General features: G+C 36.0%; 20 protein-coding genes and 3 tRNA genes. 9 read left to right on the top strand and 14 right to left on the bottom strand.

Annotated elements, in window-relative coordinates:
* Nucleotides 1-209: 209 nt before the first annotated feature.
* The 6 genes from C8N46_RS04750 to C8N46_RS04725 all read left to right on the top strand — a co-directional run bounded on the left by C8N46_RS04750 (nucleotide 210) and on the right by C8N46_RS04725 (nucleotide 5,851).
* Nucleotides 210-563 carry a hypothetical protein gene (locus C8N46_RS04750; protein WP_108113730.1) on the top strand — a complete coding sequence of 118 codons (354 nt, stop codon included), beginning with the start codon at nucleotides 210-212 and terminating at the stop codon, nucleotides 561-563.
* Nucleotides 564-783: 220 nt separating this feature from the next.
* Entirely contained in the window at nucleotides 784-1,935 is a 1,152-nt protein-coding gene (menC, locus tag C8N46_RS04745; protein WP_108113729.1) for an o-succinylbenzoate synthase, read from the top strand.
* Nucleotides 1,929-3,500 carry an N-acyl-D-amino-acid deacylase family protein gene (locus tag C8N46_RS04740; protein ID WP_158269079.1) on the top strand — a complete coding sequence of 524 codons (1,572 nt, stop codon included), beginning with the start codon at nucleotides 1,929-1,931 and terminating at the stop codon, nucleotides 3,498-3,500. Before menC ends, C8N46_RS04740 begins: the two co-directional genes overlap by 7 nt.
* A 1-nt stretch (nucleotide 3,501) precedes the next feature.
* Nucleotides 3,502-4,002 (top strand): GNAT family N-acetyltransferase, encoded by a 501-nt coding sequence (locus C8N46_RS04735; protein WP_108113727.1) that lies wholly within the window; start codon nucleotides 3,502-3,504, stop codon nucleotides 4,000-4,002.
* Nucleotides 4,003-4,035: 33 nt separating this feature from the next.
* The gene (locus tag C8N46_RS04730; protein ID WP_146169729.1) at nucleotides 4,036-4,773 is read left to right on the top strand and encodes a cysteine dioxygenase family protein; all 738 of its coding nucleotides are present in this window, start codon (nucleotides 4,036-4,038) and stop codon (nucleotides 4,771-4,773) included.
* A gap of 253 nt (nucleotides 4,774-5,026) precedes the next feature.
* Nucleotides 5,027-5,851 carry an alpha/beta hydrolase gene (locus C8N46_RS04725; protein WP_108113725.1) on the top strand — a complete coding sequence of 275 codons (825 nt, stop codon included), beginning with the start codon at nucleotides 5,027-5,029 and terminating at the stop codon, nucleotides 5,849-5,851.
* Nucleotides 5,852-5,919: 68 nt separating this feature from the next.
* On the opposite strand, the gene C8N46_RS04720 is transcribed toward C8N46_RS04725, so the two are convergent.
* Genes C8N46_RS04720 through C8N46_RS04710 form a run of 3 tightly spaced genes read right to left on the bottom strand, consistent with a single transcriptional unit; the run spans nucleotide 5,920 to nucleotide 7,488 of the window.
* A complete protein-coding gene (locus C8N46_RS04720; protein ID WP_108113724.1) occupies nucleotides 5,920-6,882 on the bottom strand; it encodes a sodium-dependent bicarbonate transport family permease in 963 nt (320 codons plus the stop codon).
* A 30-nt stretch (nucleotides 6,883-6,912) separates the two neighbouring features.
* Complete coding sequence (locus C8N46_RS04715; protein WP_108113723.1) at nucleotides 6,913-7,203, bottom strand: hypothetical protein; 291 nt, start codon at nucleotides 7,201-7,203, stop codon at nucleotides 6,913-6,915.
* A gap of 12 nt (nucleotides 7,204-7,215) precedes the next feature.
* A complete protein-coding gene (locus C8N46_RS04710; protein ID WP_108113722.1) occupies nucleotides 7,216-7,488 on the bottom strand; it encodes a hypothetical protein in 273 nt (90 codons plus the stop codon).
* Between the two features lie 84 nt (nucleotides 7,489-7,572).
* Between C8N46_RS04710 and C8N46_RS04705 the strand changes: the two genes are divergently transcribed.
* Entirely contained in the window at nucleotides 7,573-8,493 is a 921-nt protein-coding gene (locus tag C8N46_RS04705; protein ID WP_108113721.1) for a LysR family transcriptional regulator, read from the top strand.
* 59 nt (nucleotides 8,494-8,552) lie between these two features.
* On the opposite strand, the gene C8N46_RS04700 is transcribed toward C8N46_RS04705, so the two are convergent.
* The 6 genes from C8N46_RS04700 to C8N46_RS04675 all read right to left on the bottom strand — a co-directional run bounded on the left by C8N46_RS04700 (nucleotide 8,553) and on the right by C8N46_RS04675 (nucleotide 12,549).
* Nucleotides 8,553-9,113, bottom strand: coding sequence for a hypothetical protein (locus C8N46_RS04700; RefSeq protein WP_108113720.1), 561 nt, complete (start codon nucleotides 9,111-9,113; stop codon nucleotides 8,553-8,555).
* Nucleotides 9,113-9,391, bottom strand: a complete 279-nt coding sequence (locus C8N46_RS04695; RefSeq protein ID WP_108113719.1) for a hypothetical protein — start codon at nucleotides 9,389-9,391, stop codon at nucleotides 9,113-9,115. Before C8N46_RS04695 ends, C8N46_RS04700 begins: the two co-directional genes overlap by 1 nt.
* A 486-nt stretch (nucleotides 9,392-9,877) precedes the next feature.
* Nucleotides 9,878-9,951: transfer RNA gene (locus C8N46_RS04690), tRNA-Arg, on the bottom strand.
* Nucleotides 9,952-10,015: 64 nt separating this feature from the next.
* A tRNA-Pro gene (locus C8N46_RS04685) sits at nucleotides 10,016-10,090 on the bottom strand.
* Between the two features lie 133 nt (nucleotides 10,091-10,223).
* Nucleotides 10,224-10,305 (bottom strand) — tRNA-Ser (locus tag C8N46_RS04680).
* A gap of 150 nt (nucleotides 10,306-10,455) precedes the next feature.
* Nucleotides 10,456-12,549 (bottom strand): HD family phosphohydrolase, encoded by a 2,094-nt coding sequence (locus tag C8N46_RS04675; RefSeq protein WP_108113718.1) that lies wholly within the window; start codon nucleotides 12,547-12,549, stop codon nucleotides 10,456-10,458.
* A gap of 384 nt (nucleotides 12,550-12,933) precedes the next feature.
* On the opposite strand from C8N46_RS04675, the gene C8N46_RS04670 reads away from it, so the two are divergent.
* Both C8N46_RS04670 and C8N46_RS04665 read left to right on the top strand, forming a co-directional pair.
* Nucleotides 12,934-14,112, top strand: a complete 1,179-nt coding sequence (locus tag C8N46_RS04670; RefSeq protein ID WP_108113717.1) for an acetyl-CoA C-acyltransferase — start codon at nucleotides 12,934-12,936, stop codon at nucleotides 14,110-14,112.
* A gap of 33 nt (nucleotides 14,113-14,145) precedes the next feature.
* Nucleotides 14,146-14,892, top strand: a complete 747-nt coding sequence (locus C8N46_RS04665; RefSeq protein WP_108113716.1) for a C40 family peptidase — start codon at nucleotides 14,146-14,148, stop codon at nucleotides 14,890-14,892.
* On the opposite strand, the gene C8N46_RS04660 is transcribed toward C8N46_RS04665, so the two are convergent.
* The 5 genes from C8N46_RS04660 to gyrA all read right to left on the bottom strand — a co-directional run bounded on the left by C8N46_RS04660 (nucleotide 14,885) and on the right by gyrA (nucleotide 22,891).
* The gene (locus tag C8N46_RS04660) at nucleotides 14,885-15,520 is read right to left on the bottom strand and encodes a hypothetical protein (RefSeq protein ID WP_108113715.1); all 636 of its coding nucleotides are present in this window, start codon (nucleotides 15,518-15,520) and stop codon (nucleotides 14,885-14,887) included. The genes C8N46_RS04665 and C8N46_RS04660 overlap by 8 nt on opposite strands.
* A gap of 11 nt (nucleotides 15,521-15,531) precedes the next feature.
* Nucleotides 15,532-18,405, bottom strand: a complete 2,874-nt coding sequence (locus C8N46_RS04655) for a type 2 lanthipeptide synthetase LanM family protein (RefSeq protein ID WP_108113714.1) — start codon at nucleotides 18,403-18,405, stop codon at nucleotides 15,532-15,534.
* Nucleotides 18,406-18,478: 73 nt separating this feature from the next.
* The gene (locus tag C8N46_RS04650; protein WP_108113713.1) at nucleotides 18,479-18,673 is read right to left on the bottom strand and encodes a hypothetical protein; all 195 of its coding nucleotides are present in this window, start codon (nucleotides 18,671-18,673) and stop codon (nucleotides 18,479-18,481) included.
* A 348-nt stretch (nucleotides 18,674-19,021) separates the two neighbouring features.
* Nucleotides 19,022-20,308, bottom strand: a complete 1,287-nt coding sequence (locus C8N46_RS04645) for a tetratricopeptide repeat protein (protein ID WP_108113712.1) — start codon at nucleotides 20,306-20,308, stop codon at nucleotides 19,022-19,024.
* A gap of 39 nt (nucleotides 20,309-20,347) precedes the next feature.
* Nucleotides 20,348-22,891: a DNA gyrase subunit A gene (gene gyrA, locus C8N46_RS04640; RefSeq protein WP_108113711.1), complete on the bottom strand. Its 2,544-nt coding sequence runs from the start codon at nucleotides 22,889-22,891 to the stop codon at nucleotides 20,348-20,350.
* Between the last annotated feature and the right edge of the window lie 72 nt (nucleotides 22,892-22,963).

Raw genomic sequence — 22,963 nt, 5'->3', positions numbered from 1 at the left:
GGCAAACAAGCTATAGTTTTCAGACTTTATACTTCCTATTTCCCATCTCGTGACTCAAAACGCACGACTCATTCCTTTTATCTACTCGCACGTTGATTTCCTAGCTAATTTCACCTCAGAAATAAAACGCTAGCAAATTTATTCAATCAATCATGGCGGAATCCGAAAAGCCTTTAGAGTAGGAATTACTTATTAAAAATTTAGAAATTATGGAATCAACTAATATTCAAAACAAAGTCGAAGAGTTAATGAGAAATAGTTCTGAAGTTTTTTCAGCACCCAATACAGAGACTTTAAGTCCAAAAGAAAGTGCTAAAATTTATGGAAGACCAGGAAAAAATTATAGACTTATAGTAGATAATGATGATGAAGATTTGGAAGCAATAATTTATGCCTATAATGACCGAAAGTTCATAATTGACAACTATACGCTTGCAGCTGGAGATACTACCAAAAAAACTTTTCAAATGGGACCAAACGGTTTTATTCAAGTCTGGAATTGGACTAGTCCAAAATTTACACCAAATCCAAAAGTAACTTTTTCAATAAGAGGTGTAAAATAAATATTGAAGTATAAATTTAGAAAGAGTGTTGTTTTCTCCAATTTAGAAAACAATGCTCTTTTATTTTATTCACAACAAAACCCTACTAACTTTATAGATTATTAAAAATATCTTCTGCTTTTATTTACAAATTTAACGATTCTTCAATGTTCTGTTAAAATTTTGTACCTTTGCACTGTTTTAAAGAAAACACCGCGCTACCCTAATAGACGAAGACAGAATGTCAAAAACAAAAGAATACATACACAAACTACCCATCTCTTTTAAAAACATTCGTCTTATACGCTTAAATTTACCACAAAAAGAACAATTTGTCTCCGGAATTGGCGTGCGAAATTCTCGTGAAGCTTTGATTGTAGAATGGACTGATGCCAATGATGTAAAAGGCTATGGAGAATGCTCGTGCAGACCTGACCCATACTACTCTGCCGAATTTATTGATGGCGCTATTGCGTTGGTGAATCAATTTATCGTGCCGTTTTTAAAAGCGGAACAATCTTTTGGTGATTTACTGAAACTACTCGATAAAATTCGCGGTTGGAACTTTTCCAAAGCCGCCGTAGAAATGGCCGCGTTGCAAGTCATTGAAAAAAATACAGGTCATTCGCCGTTTGAATTGTTAGAAAACACACCATTACAAAAAGTACCTGTAGGCATCTCTCTTGGACTCTACACAGACCTTAACCACATTAAAAAAGTGGTGAAAAACGCGTTAGAAACTGGATACAGACGCCTAAAATTTAAAATATCACCAAACGTTCAAACTGACTTTTTTGAAGACATCAATCCGTTGTTGTTTAAAGCAGATACCTATGTAGGTTTTGACGCGAATGGAAGTTTTGGAGATGCTGATTTTGAGGTGTTCAATTATTTTGCAAATAGCTATCAAACCATGATAGAACAACCGTTTGCTCCTGCTCGATTCGATTTATTGTTGAAAGCCAAACAAGAAAATCCGTCGGTATTTATTTGTTATGACGAAGAAATAAAATCGCTCGGTGATGTCATCAAACTACATCATTTAGGCGTGTTGGATGAAGTCAATCTCAAAGTAGGACGTGTTGGCGGTGTAATGAAAAGTATCGAAATCATCCAATATTGCGCTAAACACAACATTCCGTGTTGGATTGGCGGTATGTTTGAAACTGGCATTGGAAGAATACTCAACTTACGCATGGCTTCCTATTTACCGAATGCACGCGCACACGATTTAAGTCCGTCCGATCGTTACTTTTTAGAAGATATCATTGCGCCGAATGTGGAAATGGAAAACGGTTTTGTATGCATGGAAAGTGTAAAAAACTGTCAAGTCCAACTCAATTTACTAGAAAAATATACCATAGAACAAAAAACGATAGCAAGTACATGTTAGATTTTTACATACAAAACGCAAAAATTTGTACAGGACACAAGGAAACTGCCAAGATTGGTAATGTGGGTATCCAAAATGACCGTATTGCATGTATTCACTATCACGATGAAAATTTTATAACGCCAGAAGCCAAACAAACGATTGATGCGACAGGATTGGTGCTAACACCTGGTTTTATTGACCCACATGCTTCGACAGGTTTTGGGTATTTCTTTCCAAATGCGGCAGACCATAAATTGTATCAAGGAATTACAACGGAAATCTTTGGAAACTGCGGTACATCGCCAGCTCCGATTGGTGAACATTTGGTAAAAACCATGAATCGTTTGTCTAACGAAATTGGTTTTCCTTTTGAATGGCGATCGCTTCAAGAATATTTCAATCAAATAGAAAGTACATTGCAATTCAATATTGCTACGTTGGTCGGACACAGTACCTTACGCGCTGGAAATATGGACGATTGGCACAACTTGAAACCTTCACAAATGGAAGCCATGAAAACGGCGTTGGCAGAAGCTATGGACGAAGGTGCGCTCGGAATTTCCACAGGATTAATCTATGCGCCAGGCTGTTTTGCTGATATGGATGAAATTGTTTCACTCGCAAAAGTTGCCGCTGAAAAAGGTGGCGTCTACGCTTCACATGTTCGCAACGAACGCGATGGCTTGGAAGAAGCTGTTGAAGAAGCACTCACTATCGGAAAGCAAGCGAATATTCGTGTGTTAATCAGTCATATCAAAGCGGCGGAAAAAGAAAATTGGGGAAAAATACCAAAGGTGCTTCATAAAATTGAAGAATTTAACAAAACAAGTGAATTGCAAGCGGCGTGCGATGTGTATCCGTACACGGCTGTTTCTACCAAATTGCGCGCGTTTATTCCAAAATATTTATTACAAGATGGCATTCCCGCTGTAGCGGAAAAAATGAAAGATGCCAAAAATGTTCAAGCTATTGCAGAATGGATTGAAAAGAAAGATTACGATTTATCACGCATGTTAATTATTTCGGATGATTTAAAAGACTATTACAACAAAAATGTGTCTGAAATTGCTGAAGAACAACATATTTCGCTAGCACAAGCAATGGCAAATATTTTAACTGCAAGTACCGAAACGTGGGTGGTATATCATTGCATTGACCAAAAAGATATTGATACCGCTGTGATGTGGCAAAATTCCATGATTTGTACCGATTCGTGGAGTTATCCGATCAACGCGCCAAAAAGTATTGGACAGCCGCATCCGCGTTCGTACGGAGCGTTTACGGAATATTTACAGCGTTTCGTCATTGAAAAAAAAATGTTGAGCTGGGAAGAAGCCATTCATAAAGTGACTTATTTGCCAGCAGAGTTTTTTCAGTTGAAACACAGAGGTTTAATTAAAGAAGATTACTATGCAGATATTGTATTGTTCAATCCTGAAAACGTAAAAGCCAATGCCACCTATTTGTCGCCACGAAAATTATCGTCAGGTGTTGAACATTTGTGGGTAAATGGTTCGCATCTTATTCAAAACACAAAAATGCAAGACAACACACCTGGAAAGATATTGACGCTGAACGATTGACATGCAAACGAATACAAACATACGAGAAGCAAACACATCTGATTATCAGATAATTGCTGACATATATAACGAATACATCACATTGGGAACTTCCAATATGGAAGAAACGCCAAAAACCACCGAAGCTGTTGCGAATTGGGTAGCGAATTTTAACCATCGAGAAAAATTATATGTCTACACAAAAGACGAAAAAGTGATTGGTTGGGGAATTATAAAACGCTACAGTGACAGAGAAGGATATCGTTTTGCATGTGAAACTGCCGTGTATTTCACGCAAACGGAATTGGGAAAAGGCTACGGAACACAAATGAAAAAATTTGTAATTGTACAATGTAAAAAACTAGATTACAAACATTTGGTTGCCAAAGTTTTTGCCACAAACACAGCAAGTATTGCATATAATGAAAAACTAGGATACACAATTGTAGGTCGTCAACATCAAATTGGCTTTCGAAACGGACAATGGGTTGACATGATTATCATGCAATATGTATTTGAATAATTGAGAAATAAACTAAAAAACACAAAGGACATCATGGTACAAGAAGTAGTTTTAGCCCCTGCACTAGAAAACTTAAAAATGTGGATTCAAGATGCTATTGATAGTGGTGAAAAAGTCACGGCATCGCACATTAAGGAATTTGTTGAACGCGCACAAATCACGCAAAAAGATTTGGAAGCGTATGCTGATTTTGACCATCCGATTGAAGATGGCTACGGGCGTAAAATGATTTACGATGGTGGACAGTTTGAAATTATGGCAATGTCATGGAATCCTGGTGATTATTCTTCTATTCACAATCACGGATACACACAATGGGGCGTGGTGCAAGTGTTTGGAAATACCCATCATTTTATTTATCAAAACAAAAACAATCAGTTGCGTTTTGCGAAGAAGGAAATTTTAACGGCAGGTGCTATTGTAAAAGTTGTCAACGCAATGATTCACCAAATGGGAAATCCGTCAACAGAACGCTATATGACCTTACATATTTATGGTTCTTGCGAAAAAGCAGGCGATATTACCGCAGACGCAAAGAATTTTGAATTGGAGCATGACCGTGTAAATCACACCACTGGCGGTGCATTTTTCAATCTTCCAGAAGCGCAAATTTATGACTTTGAACCGTGTCCAGAACCAACCGATGAGGTGTTTATCAATTACGCAAAGTTGATGCTTGATTATTATCACCGTCAAGAGCAAACACCTGAAATTATTGAACTGAAAGAGAATTTAATGAAAAAACTATACGAGCGTATTGGGCTTTCGTAGTTTTTTTAATCTTGATATTAATTTAGATTAGTATGAGTTCGACGCACTAATTTTAATATATAAATATGAGTCTTTTACACTGAGTGTCAAATCGAGCGCAGTAGAGATTAAATCGAAACTCTAGCTTTTCTAAGTTTTCTCGACTGCGCTCGAAATGACGAGTATTTATTTATCCAAAAACTGAGTAAAAGAACGAATTTTCTACTAATCTATTTTTTTGTGAGAAAGTTAGTATCTTCAACAAAAATTACAGATGTATCCAAAACTATTCCTACTTATTCTTTCGTTTTTCTTGTGGAAGAATGCTACGATCGCGCAAAATCTTGAAACTAAAAGTAAACCGATTACCATTGGCGAAAGTGTGACGATTTCGTCAAAAATTTTAAATCAGGAACGAATTCTGAACATATATCTTCCAGAAAGTTATGCCAAAGAAACTGCTGCAACCTATCCTGTTATTTATTTGCTAGATGGTTCGCTGAATGAAGATTTTATTCATATTGTTGGTTTGGTACAATTTGGCTCTTTTTCGTGGATTCAAATGGTGCCTGAGTCAATTGTTGTCGGCATTTCAAATATTGATAGAAAACACGATTTCACGTTTCCCACCAAAAATGAACAAGACAAAAAAGACTTTCCAACCACAGGCGGCTCTGAAAAGTTTATTCAATTTATTGAAAAAGAACTGCAACCATTCATCACGAAGAATTATCGAACTACAACTACAAAAACCCTCATTGGACAATCGCTCGGCGGTTTATTAGCAACAGAAATTCTCTTTACACAATCTGAATTATTTGACAATTATATTATTGTGAGTCCAAGTTTATGGTGGAATGATGAATCGCTTTTGCAAATGCAGCTTCCTACTTTTGAAAAGGAAAAATCTATTTTTATCGCGGTTGGAAAAGAAGGTCCCACTATGGAGCGAACTGCCAAAGAGTTGTATTACAAACTGAATGTGGAAGGCGAGAAAAAGTATTCCTTAGCTTTTAAATTTCTAGAAGCACAAGATCACGGAGATGCTTTGCATTTGGCAGTGTATGCTGCATTTGAAGCTATTTTCAAGCAAAAATAAAACAAGCCTTACCAATGGGTTGGTAAGACTTGCGCCATTTTTCAAATGTGAATTCTGGTAGATACTTTTTATGAATGCTGTATAAACCACATATACATTGGCATTCCGAGCGTAATATTGAACGGAAACGTAATTGCCAATGCCATGGGTAAATACAAACTCGGATTTGCTTTCGGTGCTGCAATTCGCATCGCAGCAGGAACCGCAATATACGAAGCACTTGCTGCCAAAATAGCCAACAATAAACGATCGCCATCACTACTCAATACATGTGACGATGTATATGCTACTGTAATTCCGTTTACAATTGGAATAAAAATTGCGAAAATGAGCGCAAACCATCCTTTTTTGATAAGCGCGCCAATTTTCTTTCCACTGGTAATTCCCATATCGAGCAAGAAAACTGCTAAAAATCCTTTAAATATATCTGTGGTAAACGGTTTGATTCCTTCGGCTTGTGCATCACTTGCTACAAAACCGATGACCAAACTTCCTAAAATGAGCAATACACTTCCGTTAGTGACTGCGTGTTTTACGAGTCCGAGCATTTCGCCGTACGACTTTTTTCCGTTAGAGTGAATTCGCATTAACAGTACTCCTACAATAATCGAAGGTGCTTCCATCAACGCCATCACTGCGACCATGTGTCCGCCGTATTCAATCTGCTCCATTTCTAAAAAGCTGATAGCCGTTACAAACGTTACCGCACTTACAGAACCGTACGCTGCAGCAATGGCTCCTGCATTTTCAACTGTAAATTTTAATCGTAAAATGTAATACGAATACAAAGGCACTATGATTGCCAATGCAATTCCCATCACAAGCGACCAACCGATATCTGCTGTATAATTGCTATGAGCTAACTCTTGCCCACCTTTAAAACCGATAGCAAGCAAGAGATATAAAGAGATGAATTTTGAAGAGTTTTTTGGAATCTCTAAATCGCTTTTTAACTGCGCTGCAAAAATTCCTAAAACGAAAAATAATAATGCCGGATTCGTTAAATTATCGAATAGTAAATGTAAATCCATGTATCTGATTTTCAGGTATAAATACTACCTTTAGTCAATGATTTCTATTTCTAATGTTCCTTGAATTCGCAATTGTTTTCCTGCTTTTTTTGCTTCCATATAGATTTCTCTGAAATCTTCTTTTTCACGCATCAGCTCTCCTACTCTGCTGTCGTCAAAAGTAGTATCTGACTTTTCGTTTCCTTCACACAATGCCAAACGGTGAATTTTGTGAAAATTGATTTTTTCGTCAATTAACGAGTTGATTACTTCTTTTGCTTCCAAAGCTGTAAACTTTCCGTCTACCAACTTTACTTTGTGCATTACTTCTGTTGTTGCCATAATATTCAATATTTAATTTTTGTTAGGTATTTGCATAAAAAATGAGAGTAATACTAAAATCACACCTACTTTGACTAAAGTCCAAAAATGTGTTACGTTGATGCTGTAACTTAGGTATGTTATCAATACATATCCTGTTAAAACTCCTGTAAAAGCCATACGTTTCAGCAGCGCAGTAAGCCAATTTTTGTTTATTTTTATAGAGAAGATGGTGTCATCATTTCGAACTTTAACTGAACGGATAGAGTTTTTAATTTTATCGTTGAGTACAATAGTTTTTGACATCATTTTTATTTTACAGTGCAAAGGTTATATTTTATATTCATATATTTTTATTTATATTTATTATGAAAAACATAAGCTACATTTATGAACTATACATTACACCAACTAAAAGTCTTTGTGGAAATTGTTAAAAAACAAAGCATTACCAAAGCTTCAGAAGCGTTATTTTTAACACAACCTGCTGTTTCTATTCAGCTTAAAAAATTTCAAGATCAGTTTCCCTTGCCACTCACCGAAGTTGTAGGAAGAAAATTGTACGTGACAAATTTTGGAAAAGAAATCGCCGCCACAGCGCAAAAAATTTTGGATGAGGTTTCTACTATTGACCATAAAACCAAAGAATATCAAGGAAAGTTGGCGGGAAAATTGACACTTTCATGTGTTTCTACAGGAAAATATGTATTGCCGTATTATTTATCAGGATTTGTCAATCAGCACACCGGAATTGATTTTACGATTGACGTGACCAATAAGCAGAATGTAGTGAAAGATTTGGAAGAAAATCGCGTTGATTTTGCCTTAGTTTCTGTACTACCAACACATTTATCGCTAGAAACATTTCCTTTACTAAAAAATAGTTTGTATTTGGTTGGTGGACGCGAACGTGAAACTCGAAGAACGGGAAAAATTGAAGATATTTTTGTTGAAGAACCTTTATTGTACCGCGAGAAAGGTTCTGCCACTCGAAATGCAATGGAAGCATTTATCGACGGAAAGAATGTATCTATCCAGAAAAAAATTGAATTAACTTCCAACGAAGCACTGAAGCAAGCGGTTATTGCAGGTTTGGGATATTCTATAATGCCGTTGTTGGGAATTAAAAATGCAGTTGATAATGGAGACATCAAAATCATCAAACACAAAGGATTACCAATTCACACACAGTGGAATATTGTTTGGCTCAAAAATAAGTCGCTTTCTCCAGTTGCCAATGCGTTTATCGCGTATTTGGAAGCGGAAAAAGATGCGATTAAAAGTAAATATTTTAGTTGGGTGGAAGAGTGATTTATTCTCATAAAAAATAGAAAATCCTGTTTAGTACAACAGGACTTTCTAAAAAGTAATTACATCGGTTTTTCTAAAATAATCATTCCGTAAATCAACGTGTCTTTTTCACGAATTTGACGCCATTTCATCACGTCTACATTCAATTTTGTGTCTGATGAATCTTTGATTGTGACAGCAATTTTCATTGGAATTCCCGTAAATGCTACAGACACATCATAACTATAATACAAATCAGCAGTTCGTTTTGAAAAGTATTCATAATCCGTTTTCCCGATATACGCATATCGGTTATAGCTAAAATTATGCCCCATCAATTGAACATACGCAGGATTAAAATACTGTGCAATAAAACGGTTTCCACGCTTTAGCTTTTGAAAAATAGGCATTGGAAAAGTTTCAAAACCTCTGTTATACAAAATCATATTGGACACCAATGTTTCATTCAAGGTTTCCAAACGTCCAACACGATCGACTAAAACTTCATTCTTTTGACGCAAGCTAAAGGATGATACCGACAATACTAAGATTGGAATGTACGTAAACAAGCGATATTTTTGACATACATCAAAAAAACGTTTATACCATTTTTGTTTTTTAACTGTTTCTTCGTCTTTCATCAAGAAATTAATTTTTTAAGTGCCTGTCTGATAAACATTCCCACATTATTATTTACGATTCCGATAAGTTTTCCATTGGAGCAAGTGACAAATCCCACAATGACCAAAATGGTTCTTGTTTTTGAAAATTCCACTTCTTCCATACCAATAATCATGTACGAATACATGGGTTGAATGAGCGGAATCACAAACACTAAAAAGCCCACGAGTCGTACGACAAATACCCACCATCGTTGTGCTTTGCTATGATTGTTTTTTATAAGTTTTACTGAGTTCATCTTGTAAATTTTAATTGATACTGATACAAGATTTCTGTTCACACCAAAGCATTCCGCAACCCTTTCATATTGTTATAACTGAATTATAATTGGCGTATAAAAGGTTGGAATGTAACTGGAATTATACCTTGTCAGCTTTATTGAAAAAGTAAATTTTCAAGAGATACTGGGGAGAATTTATCTGTGATTTTCATAGTTTCTACAGCAATTATCAAGTCACTAATGAGAAGAAATTTGGTTATCTATAGAAAAGACTATTGTTGTTTTTTTAATAATTCAAGTATCTGTACTCGGTATCTTTTTTGACTAGAAATCTTTTGTCATACAAAAATACACAATCTGTTTCTGCTGTGATGATTTTGTGATTGTTTGCGTCTGTAGTTTCAGTAAGAAATATAATTACTACAAATCTAGATTTTTGTGCAAATCTCGTGCACATTAAAAACAAGAAAGGCTCTCGATTTCTCGAAAGCCTTGATATACTTGTGATCGCGACAGGATTCGAACCTGTGACCGTCTGCTTAGAAGGCAGATGCTCTATCCAGCTGAGCTACGCGACCATTGCATATAGCAATTTGTCTGTGTAGTTTATCGCATCAACGGATAAACTAGCACTTTTCTGTGTCGGGGTGGCAGGATTCGAACCTGCGACCTCCGCGTCCCAAACGCGGCGCGATAACCGGGCTACGCTACACCCCGAAAAGTGATAAATTCGTATGTAGTTTATCTCGAGCCATGTCGAGAGGCTACACCTCGAAAAATCATAAAATCGTAATGTAGCTTATCCCAAGTAAATTTGAGAGACTACATAGTGATTTTTTCAGTAAAAATGCGGAGAGACCGGGATTCGAACCCGGGCAACCCGAAGGTTGACAGCTTAGCAGGCTGCTGCATTACCACTCTGCCACCTCTCCATTATTCTCTTTTGAATAAGAACTTGTACAATTGTGAAATTGCGGTTGCAAATGTAACTGTTCCTTTCGTATCACACAACTATTTCTGTACTTTTTTGGCGTTTTGTAATTATTTTTTTCGCAATAATTTAATTTTCAATTGACTATTGATTATTCTGGATATTCAATTCGTAAATGATAGATGTTATTTAGCTTCTTTTTCAAGACTTTTTTGATGATTACAATCTCTTTCAAAGTAATATCTGCATTCATAAATTGCTGCTCGTCCATTTGCTTGTTAATGATACGCTCTACAAAATCATCGATGATTTGTGATGTTGGCTCTTTTATGCTTTTAGAAGCCGCTTCTACCGAGTCTGCCATCATTAAAATGGCGGTTTCTTTAGAGAAAGGAATCGGTCCTGGATATTGAAATTTTTCAATCGGAACGTCTTCATCTATTTCTTTGGCTTTTTGATAGAAATAATACACTGTTGATGTTCCGTGATGTGTTCGGATGAAATCGATGACTCTGTCTGGTAATTTATTACTTTTCGCGATTTCGATACCGTCTAGCACATGATCAATAATGGTTTTTGCACTTTCATCGGGTGCTAATTCGTCGTGAGGATTTACCGAAGTTGCCTGATTTTCAATGAAAAATGTCGGATTGTTCATTTTTCCAATATCATGATACAACGCTCCTACTCTAACCAACATCGTGTTTGCGCCGATTTCACTGGCTGCCGCTTCCGCGAGATTTGCCACTTGAAGTGAATGATGAAAGGTTCCAGGTGCTTCATTGGCAAGTCGCTTCAAAAGTTTGGAATTGGTGTCCGAAAGTTCCAGCAAAGACACATCTGACACCAGTCCAAATATCTTTTCATAAATATAAATTAACGGTTGCACGAATAACGTTGCCAGTCCGCACAACATAAATTGTAAGAAGTACATCCAAATAACATGCAAATCACCCGATTCGTTCATGCTGAAAACTTCCGAAAATTTGATCCCGCCTTCATGCGTAATGTAAAACGCAAAATACGCTACAATGTAAATTAGCGTTATCTGTCCGACAGAAATAAAGAGATTTGCCCGTTTGTACAATTCCGAAACGGTCAAAATGGTCACGATTCCCGCAATGATTTGTAAAAAGATGTATTCTGAACTATTTGGCACAATGAATCCTAATAGTAATACGGTAAGAACGTGCGCAAATAAGCCCAATCGCGCATCAAAAAATGCTTTTAGAATCAACGGTAAAATACACAAAGGCACAACATATACGTATTTGGTATTGTATTTTACAATAAGTGTCGTGAGGATTATCATGAACACAATATTCATGAAGATAAACGTGACTTTATTGTTGTTTTCGTAGATTTCTGGACGGTATTTTCGAATGAATAACAACAACATCATCAACGCCAATGCGACTAAAATGATATAGCCAAAAACGATCCAATTGTAATTGGATTCGTTCCAAACCTGCGATTCGTATTCTTTTTTGAGGGAACTGAGTTGCTCTAGCTTCTGTCCTTCTACAACTTCTCCTTTGGCAATGATTCGAATGCCTTTTTGAACATTTCCGCGTGTGGGCGCTATTTTGTCAAGTTCGGCTGCCAATACTGAATTGGTATATTCTTGATCGAGTTTTACATTGGGTTCTATGATTTCAAAGAACAGATTGTACAAAAGCGTTTCATAACTTTGCAATCCCGTTTTGTCCACAAACTTTTTAATATATTCTTGAAGATTGTTGAGCTTTATAAAACTGTCATAACTGACAATTCCTTTTTCCACATTATCTTCCATCAATACTACCAATTTATCATGTTGCGATTCGTCAACAGTTTCAATAACGCCATTTCGATAAAAATTATCCAACAATTGACGCGTCTTTCGCTTTAAATCATTAAAACTGCTCGAATCTATCAAACTATCCAGTGAAAATAATTGATTGAACTGCGCTTCAAAATCGTTTTGCACTTTTTCAACAACTTCGCTATCATACTCATAGTACGTTTTTGCATCGGTCGTCAATTGCGATTTTTCAGCTTCTATTTCTTCTGGCGATTTGATAATTGGAAAATCAAAAGGCGCAATCAGCGTTTCGTATTGCCAAGGTTTTCCTTTTTGAAACTCATATTGAAATTTTCCGCCTTTCGGGAAAAGATATACTACTAAAACCGTGGTTAAAATGTGTAATAGTAGTTTATATAGAAACGATTGATTTTTATATAATTTGGTGATGAGCTGCTTCATTAAACGAATATAGGTAATATGTAAAAGTAATCAAACTTCGCGCAACTTATTATTTGAAGCGTATATTTTTGAGGTTTAGGAAAGAGACCTGGTGAAGAACGTTTTGTAACGCTTACACTTGTCATAAAAAACAGCAGCTTTTATTGCTTAATTGATAATTTATACCAGTTATGATTTGAAATTACTGTAAAAGAAAATGATGATTTTTTTCTTTATTCGAATTTAAAAAATCAAACATAGCCTTAGCTACGATTTCTTTTTTAAAAGAAGAAGAAAGGGAAAAAGCGCTTTTTATTGCGGTAATTTCAAGTTATAAATGGTATTATTACGGATATCTTCTAAAAAATAATTAAATTCGCAGCTATTAAACTATAAGCGAAAATCATGAGTAAAAAAGTTGTAATTGTAGCAGCTGCAAGAACTCCTATCGGAAGTTTTTTAGGTGCTTTATCCTCTATACCTGCTCCAAAACTCGGAGCTACAGCAATCAAAGGTGCTTTGGCACAAATTAATTTGGCTCCAGAACATGTTGAAGAAGTGATTATGGGGAATGTTGTGCAAGCGGGTACTGGACAAGCACCTGCAAGACAAGCCGCGATTTTTGCCGGAATTCCTGATACGGTTCCTTGCACAACTGTAAATAAAGTGTGTGCTTCTGGAATGAAAGCCGTAATGCAAGCTGCACAAGCCATCGCTTTGGGTGATGCTGATATTGTAGTTGCGGGAGGAATGGAAAACATGAGTTTAATTCCACATTATTACCATGCAAGAACAGCTACCAAATTTGGACCAGCCAAAATGGAAGACGGCATGCAGAAAGATGGTTTGGTAGATGTATATGATAATGTGGCTATGGGCGTTTGTGCGGATGCCTGTGCAACAGAATATGAATTTTCAAGAGAAGACCAAGATGCCTTTGCGATTCAGTCATACGAGCGTTCTGCAAAAGCTTGGGCAGAAGGAAAGTTTGCGGATGAGGTTGTTCCTGTAGAAGTACCACAACGACGCGGTGAACCAATCATCGTTAGCGAAGATGAAGAATATAAAAACGTAAAAATGGAAAAGATTCCAAGTTTACGTCCAGCTTTTACCAAAGATGGTACCGTAACTGCCGCAAATGCCTCTACCATCAACGACGGCGCTGGCGCGATGGTGCTAATGAGCGCTGAAAAAGCTGAAGAATTAGGATTGACACCATTAGCAACTGTAAAAGGATATGCCGATGCAGCACACGAACCAAAATGGTTTACGACAGCGCCTGCAAAAGCACTTCCAAAAGCATTGGCTAAAGCAAATATTAACTTAGAAGACGTAGATTTCTTTGAATTTAACGAAGCTTTCTCAGTAGTTGGATTGGCAAATATGAAAATTTTAGGCTTGTCAGACGATAAAGTAAATGTCAACGGTGGCGCGGTTTCGTTAGGACATCCATTAGGTTGTTCTGGAGTGCGAATTTTGATTACTTTGTTGAATGTATTGAAACAGAATGATGCAAAAATAGGAGCCGCAGCTATTTGTAATGGTGGCGGTGGTGCTTCTGCATTTGTTGTTGAAAGAGCTTAATTTCCAATTCAAAAAAACACCTGACTTTAGTACATGCAATATGGAATTTGCAATTTGAGTATTGTTCCGCTTCGTGCCGAACCAAGTGATACAAGTGAACTTGTATCGCAAGTGTTGTATGGAGAACATTTTAAAGTATTGGAACAACGCAAAAAATGGAGTCGCATTCGTATTGCATTTGATAAATATGAAGGTTGGATTGACAACAAACAATACGTAGAAATTACAGAAGAAATCTACAAAGAAAAAGATACAGAACAACTTGTATTATCTTCCGATTTGGTGGAGTTCGTCACAGATGAATCACTTTTGATGCCTATTCCTATCGGCTCGGTATTAAATTCTCTGAATTTATTATCGCATCAACATGATGGCAATACGGTGAGTGGTATTGTTTCAAAAGAAAATCTTATCAAAACTTCGTACATGTATTTGGGCGCGCCATATTTGTGGGGCGGAAAAACGCCTTTCGGAATTGATTGTTCAGGGTTTACGCAAATGGTGTACAAGTTGAACGGTTATAAATTACTTCGCGATGCATCGCAACAAGCAACACAAGGAGAAGCCTTGAGTTTTATTGAAGAGAGTGAACCTGGCGATTTGGCATTTTTCGATAATGAAGAAGGCAACATTATTCACGTAGGCATCATTATGGAAAACAACTATATCATTCACGCACACGGAAAAGTAAGAATTGATCGTATTGACCATTCTGGGATTTTCAACATAGAAACCCGCCGACATACACATCGATTGCGCGTGATAAAGAAGGTTATTTAATATGCAGTGTTGGTTGTGTTTTTTTGCGTCGCTTCAATCCGATGATGAGTCCTATCAATCCTATTAAAACACTCACTCCAAACCACAAAAATATATCGTATTTATTTACAAAAGCACGATAGCCAAAGGTAAATAAGAATAATGCTAATCCGGTAAGTTCCCACGTTTTATCATTTTCCAAGCGTATTTTTTCAGAGTATGTTGGTTTTTTATTGAATAGTACTTTCAATTCGTTCCAATCCCAAACTAATAATGCAAAATTTGCCAACAACATTGCTCCAGTTATGACTGGTGTAAAGGCAAAATAGTACGAAAGTGTGATGATAAAAATGTTTAAGATAATTGGGAAATTTACTATAGCACCTAGTTTTGCATATCGTTGTGTCATTAAGAGAAATCCGGCTGTAAGTTGTGCTATTCCGATAAATCGCCAATATAATCCTGACTCGTATAATGTTTCAAAAAAGTGCCACGCACTATTGATTGGGTTATCAGCTCCACTTTCAGAAGTAAAACGCGTTCCTTTAATTTTTATCAAACTAGCAAACACAAAAGTTCCGCCAATTAAATATCGTGTATAGATGACAAATATTTGCAACCATATTTTTTGTTTCCACTTTTCAAGCATGTTATGTTTTTTTAAGAAGCAACTAATAACGAAGGTACTTTGTTTGGATATGCCATTCGTAAAAATTGATATCCAATTCCCGTAACTCCTGTCATTAAACCTAAAGATTGAATTCGTTTTGTTCCAATTTTCCAACTATTTTCAGAAATGTCGTCCATAAGAGAGCGTAAGATATTTTGCAATTGATGCATCACGTTTTCATCTTTATAGTACGTGGCATATTGCAGTAGCAATTCAAGATTGCCAAAATCTCCTGCACTGAGCGAATGTTTTCCTCCAAAGCCGTTTTTTAGTGTTGTTTGTAATGCGATTTCCAAATCTTCTTTTAGGTTTGAAAAAGGAATTCCGAGTTTCAACATTTCCAATCGTGCCAAACCGATGCCGGCTGCTCCATGTGACCAAGTGGTTGCACACATGATTTGATTAGGAAAAGTTTGTGTGATGATATCGCGACAATCCTGCCAATTTTGCTGTGCTTCTACAAATAGTGTTTTTTCGTAATTAAGGATTTTTTCAACAATTGTTAGATAAGAGTCATCTTTTGTAGCGTTGTATAATTTTGCAAACGCAAGTGCAAACCCCGAAGCACCATGCGAAAGCCCACTGATTGGTACTTTACTAATGATTTTCCAAGCAATATAATCGTCTGTTTTTTGGGCTTTATTCAGTAAATACCTAGCTGACTTTTCAGCCAACTCCAAGGCTTTTGCTGAAGTGGTTTGATTATAATAGTTGATGTTTGCCACCATAAATCCCGCAGCTCCTTTTACTAGAGAAAAATCTTGATCTTTTTCTAAATATGCCTCAAAATCTATTTCTTCGTAAAGTTTTTCTATTTTTTCTAAATACGAATCATCTTTCCACAATATTGCAAGTTTTGTGTATAAGTCAATAATACTTCCCCAGCCTGTGTAAAAACCTAATACGTTGATAGCATCTTTCGAATTTTGTAGTTTTTCTTGTAAATATGTAACAGCATTGACAGCAATTTTCTTGAATTTTTCATCACCCATAATTTCATACAAATAGGCAAAATAGAGAATTTCTCCAGGCATTCCGCTGAATAAATCGTAAAACGATTCGGCTATTCTATATGAAGTTCCTTCTAAATTTATAGGTTTAAACACCAACCAACTACATGAGTCTTTCGTTAGATGGATTGTATTTTCAATATAGTTTGCTACTTTCAAACTTTCGTCGAGCAGTTCTTTTTGCGTTGGCGTAACTTTAGCTTCTCTTGGATTGATTCGTTTGTTTTCTGGTATGATATGTTCTTCAGAAACATTGATTTCAAAGGAAGCATCAATAATCCAAAGTTGACGTTTTAAATCTGCTTCACACATCAAATCTATACGGTTTGATACCGTTTCAATTCCTGTACTTTCAAAGAAGTTTTCTAAATACACATCTTCTTCAACCCATAAATGGCGAGAATTTACTTTGGTCGTAAATAGTGGAACTTCGCGTTTCATTAAACTAGCAGCTTCGTGTGGCACAAAGTGTTTTGCAATTTTATTGACTCTAATTTTCTCAGCCAAAATATTAAAATGTTCTTGTGCATTTTCAACGCTTTCCATGATTTTAGGATGTGTACTTTCTTCTAATAGATGCACATACGCCACCGTATTTCTAAACAAAACACGCACTTCATCGTTAGCAAAATTGAGCAGTTCTTTTTTTACTTTTTCTTTGTTTTTTACAACGTAGTTATATGTTTTTTTAAAACCTGATTTAAAATATGGCATGTGCTTTTTCGAAATAGACACTTTTTCACCATTAAGGATTGGAATATTATTTCCGCCTAGCAAAACTCCTTTATCTCGCACGTATTCTATATTGTCACCTTCCATTTTTAATATCATATTGGGCAACAATCCTTCTTTTTGCTCTACATCGGTAAGTCCACTAATATCCGTAGCGCCTTCTACAGGTGCTGATTTGCTCGGTAAAAGTCCTGTTCGCAATACAGATTGATTGGTAGCTTCATTGGTTTCTGTTCCTTCTGTTGGAAAGTATGGATGAAAAAACGATTCTAAATCAATTAACACAGGATGCGCGCCATGTGCAATGATATTTTCGTAGTGAAAATCTGTTGCTTCTAGCGTGTAGAGAACTGCCAAATACGCTCCCATTCGTTCATAATAATCGTTAATTTCAGAAACTTTCGTGCATGAGGTATATGCTATAAATTCAACCCAACCATAGGTTTCAAATTGAATAAGTTTTGGAGTGATGAATCCTAATTGTACATCTTTGTCTATTTCATTTAAAAAGTTCCTAAAATGTATGTCAATAGCTAAGTTGCGAGGTTTGTACAGAAGTTTTTTACCCGATTGAAATGTAATCATCGCTACTGATTGTCCACCGCGATGCCTGTCGCCCATGCCGTAGGTAATGTAATCAATTTCTCCCAACGCCTCATTATTGAAAAACTTTTCTTGAATGATTTTATAATCTTTTTCAAGTCGTTCCGCCAATTTACAGGTTTGTTTTAACCAAACACTTGCTTCGTTGATAAGCCATTTTTCCAGTAATGGATATTGCTCTAATATAAACGAACGAATTTCGGGTTCTTTTAAGTGATCGCTAAACGATTTTAAGCGCTCATTTTCAGTTGCTTCTGGAAATAGCCCTTTCTTTTTCAAAAACTTGTAACTCGAAATCAGTGTTTTGTGTGATAATGTCAGTAGACTTCCCAATAAATTATAAATGACAACCTCATGTGAGTTCACAAAACGATTTGTAAATCGCGTGTTCGATCTTTTTTTTAGTTCTTCAACAGTAGAGTTTATAAGTGGCAAACACAGATTCAGTAAGCCCGTTTGAATATTATCGGAAGAAAAATCTATAAAAATGGCGTCTTGCTTTTCAATGGTTAGTGGCATGGTGATGTAGGTGTATATATAAACGACTTCTTGTACAAGAAGTCGTTTATTTATTTAATTAAAGAATGAATTCTTATTTTCTATTAAAAGGATTACAAGAGAAGCCCCAGCACTCACCGCTTACAGAGCAAATCCATCCTGCAGAATCAGAATCTTCAGCTCCACCTCTAACAACTTCTTTGTTTACTTCTGGAGCTCCAATCATGTTTGATAATTCTTCTTTGCTTTTTGCATCTTTCCATGCTTTAATGATTTCATTTTTTTTCATAATTCAAGTATTTAATAAGGTTACCTACTCTATTAATGGCTTTTCGGATTCGCCAGCATTGCAATGGTAAATTAAAATTACGGTTTTAACTGACTCATAATGGAATAAAAACAATAAACATTGTAAGCAAAAACACTTGTTTTATTTAAGATTTTTTTTGTATTTTATAAAAGTTAAAAAATAGGACTTTTTTAGATTATTATTATAACCTACACTAAATAAACACCTTACAAAAAAATCTTGCGTAGAAAAAATTAGCCTTTAAAATTGCTACCCTACAAAAAAGGCATAAAAAAAGTCGTTTCAATTTGTATTGAAACGACTTAAGTTTTTTAAAAACAGTGAAATTTACTGCTCTCCAAGTTCCGCTAATTTTGCTTTTACTTTTTTGTATTTTTCATCTTCTCCTAAGAAAGAGTACAATCCTTTTAATTGCTTTAAGATGCCTACATCTTCAGGAACTGTTTCAATAATTCCTTCTAAAACTTTAAGCGATTCTTTATATAAAACAATTTGTTGGTCTTGATACTCTGCAAATTTCTTATTGTCTGCAGATGAATTTCCTAATTTGTTCATTTTATCAACGATATCAGAAGCCTCGTCTAAATAGGTTTTAGATAAGTTGATAGCTGCATTTACATAACCTGGATCTAACTCCAATACTTTTCTGTACGAAGCTCTCGCCTCTTCAACATCTCCATTTTCAGCGCTAATTACACCAATGTTATAGTATGAATCTACATCATTAGGGTTTTTAGTGATGATTTCTTGCATGATTTCTTTAAACTTAGCTGTATCGCCCATTTTGTAATACAAGTTTCCTTTTGTCAATAACAGAGAAGGATCGTCTGGACTTACTTTGATAGCTTCTTCTACCGCAGCCAATGCTTTGTCGTTATCACCAACATGATTGGTGTATATCCAAGAAATATTTTTAACGATTTCTGGCAATCTTGACTTCGTTTTTTCTTGCGTAGGATTTTTGTGTGATTTAGCTTTTATAGATATATCTCTAAAGTTTTTATCAGTAAAAGATTCTTTTTCACCTGTAGCAACATTAACCGCGTAGTACTTAGTTTCTACACCAGTGTACTGTGCATCTTTTAACTCTTCATAATACTTTAAAGCCTTATCATAATCTTTTGCAGAAATAGAGTTTGAAGCTGCAAAGTATAATAAATTCTTGTTGTCTGGCTGTAAAACATAAGCCATGTGTAAGAAATCAGAAGCTTTTGCGTTTTCTTTTGCGTTTTGCGCATCAATAGCTTTATCTACCAACTTGCCCACCATTGTTTGCAAGTTTGGCTTTGCTTCTTTTGTGTATTCAAAACTTTTTTGCTCTTTTTCGTACGCTAGCAATTTATTGTATGCTTCACCAGCTATCTTTAACGAATTGTTGACATCCATTCCTTTGTCTGCCATATTTTGATATGTTTGCCCTTTTAGGAAATAATATTTAGCAACATATTTGGCATCCGAACTTTCAATAGTTCCAGAAAGTCCTTCAAGAATGGTTTTTGCTTCAGCTAGATTTTCTTTTTTTAATGCTTTTTCAGCAGCTTTAAGTTCTTTTTTTTGCGCAAAAGAAAAGGCTGTAATCAACAAGGCTGAAAAAATTAAAACTGTCTTCTTCATTTTGTGAATGTTTAAATAATTGAGGTTTTTTATTTGTTATTATTCTTGTGATTCTTCATCACTCTCGTTATTCATATCAACTGCCGTGCCATTTTCTGTAGCATCTGTGTTTTCAATACCTTCCACTGCATCATCTTCCTCCTCTTGTTCGTTATGAACTTTGGCAACTGCTGCAATTGAATCTTTTCCTTTAATATTAATGAGTCGAACACCTTGTGTCGCTCTTCCCATAACTCTTAAATCAGACACTGCCATACGAATTGCAATTCCAGATTTGTTGATAATCATCAAGCCATCTTCATCACTTACGTTTTTAATGGCTACTAAATTACCTGTTTTTTCTGTAACAGAGATGGTTTTTACACCTTTTCCTCCACGATTGGTAATTCGGTAATCTTCTAAGCTTGAACGTTTTCCGTATCCGTTTTCAGAAACTACCAAAATATCGCTTTCCATATCGTTTACAGAAACCATTCCTACTACTTCATCATTTTCATCGGCTAAGGTAATTCCACGCACTCCAGAAGCATTTCTTCCCATCGGACGTGTTTTTTCTTCTTCAAAACGAATCGCTTTTCCAGATTTTACTGCCAACATCACTTGACTGTTTCCAGTAGTCAACTTCGCTTCTAACAATTCATCACCTTCTTTAATGGTAATCGCGTTGATTCCATTGGTACGCGGACGTGAATATTGCTCTAAAGGCGTCTTTTTTACTTGTCCTTTTTTCGTAGCCATAATCACATAGTGACTATTGATATATTCTTCGTCTTTCAAGTTTTGTGTACAGATGAAAGCTTTTACTTTGTCATCTTTTTCAATATTGATTAGGTTTTGAATCGCTCTACCTTTTGATGTTTTGCTTCCTTCTGGAATTTCATACACACGCATCCAGAAACATTTTCCTTGCTGCGTAAAGAACAACATGTATTGGTGATTGGTTCCAACGAATAAATGCTCTAAGAAATCTTCGTTTCGAGTCGCACTTCCTTTTTGTCCAACACCACCTCTATTTTGCTTTTTATATTCCGTCAGCGAAGTACGCTTAATGTATCCTGCATGTGAAATGGTAATAACTACTTTTTCATCTGGAATTAAATCTTCAATACTTACGTCACCGCCAGCATATTCAATCATCGAACGTCTTTCGTCACCATATTTATCTTTGATAACAGCCAACTCTTCTTTGATGATGTCCATTCTTCGAGACTTATTTGCTAAAATATCTTTATAATCTTCGATACTTTTCATGATCTCTTCATACTCCGCACGCAATTTGTCTTGTTCCAGACCTGTCAATTGACGCAATCGCATTTCTACGATGGCTTTCGCCTGAATCTCTGTCAGTTCAAAACGTTTGATTAAGTTGTTACGTGCATCTTCTGCATTTTGTGAACCACGAATGATAGCAATCACCTCGTCAATATTGTCAGAAGCAATAATCAATCCTTCTAAAATATGTGCGCGCTCTTCAGCTTTCTTTAATTCGTATTCCGTTCTACGTGTTACAACTTCGTGTCTATGCTCAACGAAATAGTGTATTAAGTCTTTTAAATTTAACAATTGCGGGCGTCCATTCACCAATGCAATATTATTCACACTAAAAGACGACTGCAACGCTGTGTATTTGTATAATTTATTCAGAACGATATTTGGAATCGCTTCACGCTTCAATATATATACAATGCGCATTCCTTTTCGGTCAGATTCATCACGAATTGAAGAAATACCGTCAATTTTCTTTTCATTAATCAAATCGGCAGTTTTCTTAATCATGTCTGCCTTATTGACTTGATACGGAATTTCAGAAACAACGATACATTCTCTTCCTTGGACTTCTTCAATAGAAGCTTTTCCACGCATGACAACTTTTCCACGTCCTGTTTTAAACGCTTCTCGCACGCCATCATAACCATAAATGATTCCTCCTGTTGGAAAATCAGGTGCTTTTACATGCTGAATTAATTCGTCAATTTCAATATCGTTATTATCGATATAAGCGTGAATTCCGTCTACGACTTCCGATAAGTTGTGAGGAGGCATATTTGTTGCCATTCCAACTGCAATACCAGACGCACCATTAATTAATAAGCCAGGTACTCGTGTTGGCAACACCGTTGGCTCTTTTAACGTATCGTCAAAATTTAAGGAATGGTCAACCGTATCTTTGTCAATATCTGCCAGCATGTCATCAGATATCTTACGCATTCTTGCTTCTGTATAACGCATTGCTGCAGGACTATCGCCGTCAATAGAACCAAAGTTTCCTTGTCCATCGACTAACATATAGCGCAAACTCCATTCTTGCGCCATTCGAACCATAGCGTCATACACAGAGGTATCGCCGTGCGGGTGATACTTACCAAGTACTTCACCTACGATTCTTGCAGATTTTTTATGGGCGGAGCTGGATCTAACTCCAAGTTCATGCATTCCAAACAACACTCTACGATGTACAGGTTTCATACCATCTCTAACATCTGGAAGTGCACGTGACACAATGACTGACATCGAATAATCGATGTAAGCAGACTTCATCTCATCTTCAATATTAATGGGGATTAATTTTTCTCCTTCTGCCATGTATTTTAAGTTTTAATATTTCGAGTTTTACAAATCGAGCCAATATACAACATTTGCTAGTATTGCGCGAGG

This window comes from Kordia periserrulae (genome assembly GCF_003054265.1).
GTDB classification, from domain to species: domain Bacteria; phylum Bacteroidota; class Bacteroidia; order Flavobacteriales; family Flavobacteriaceae; genus Kordia; species Kordia periserrulae.
The sequence above is the reverse complement of the archived record's forward strand: the minus strand, read 5'-3'. Positions and strand labels throughout refer to the sequence as shown.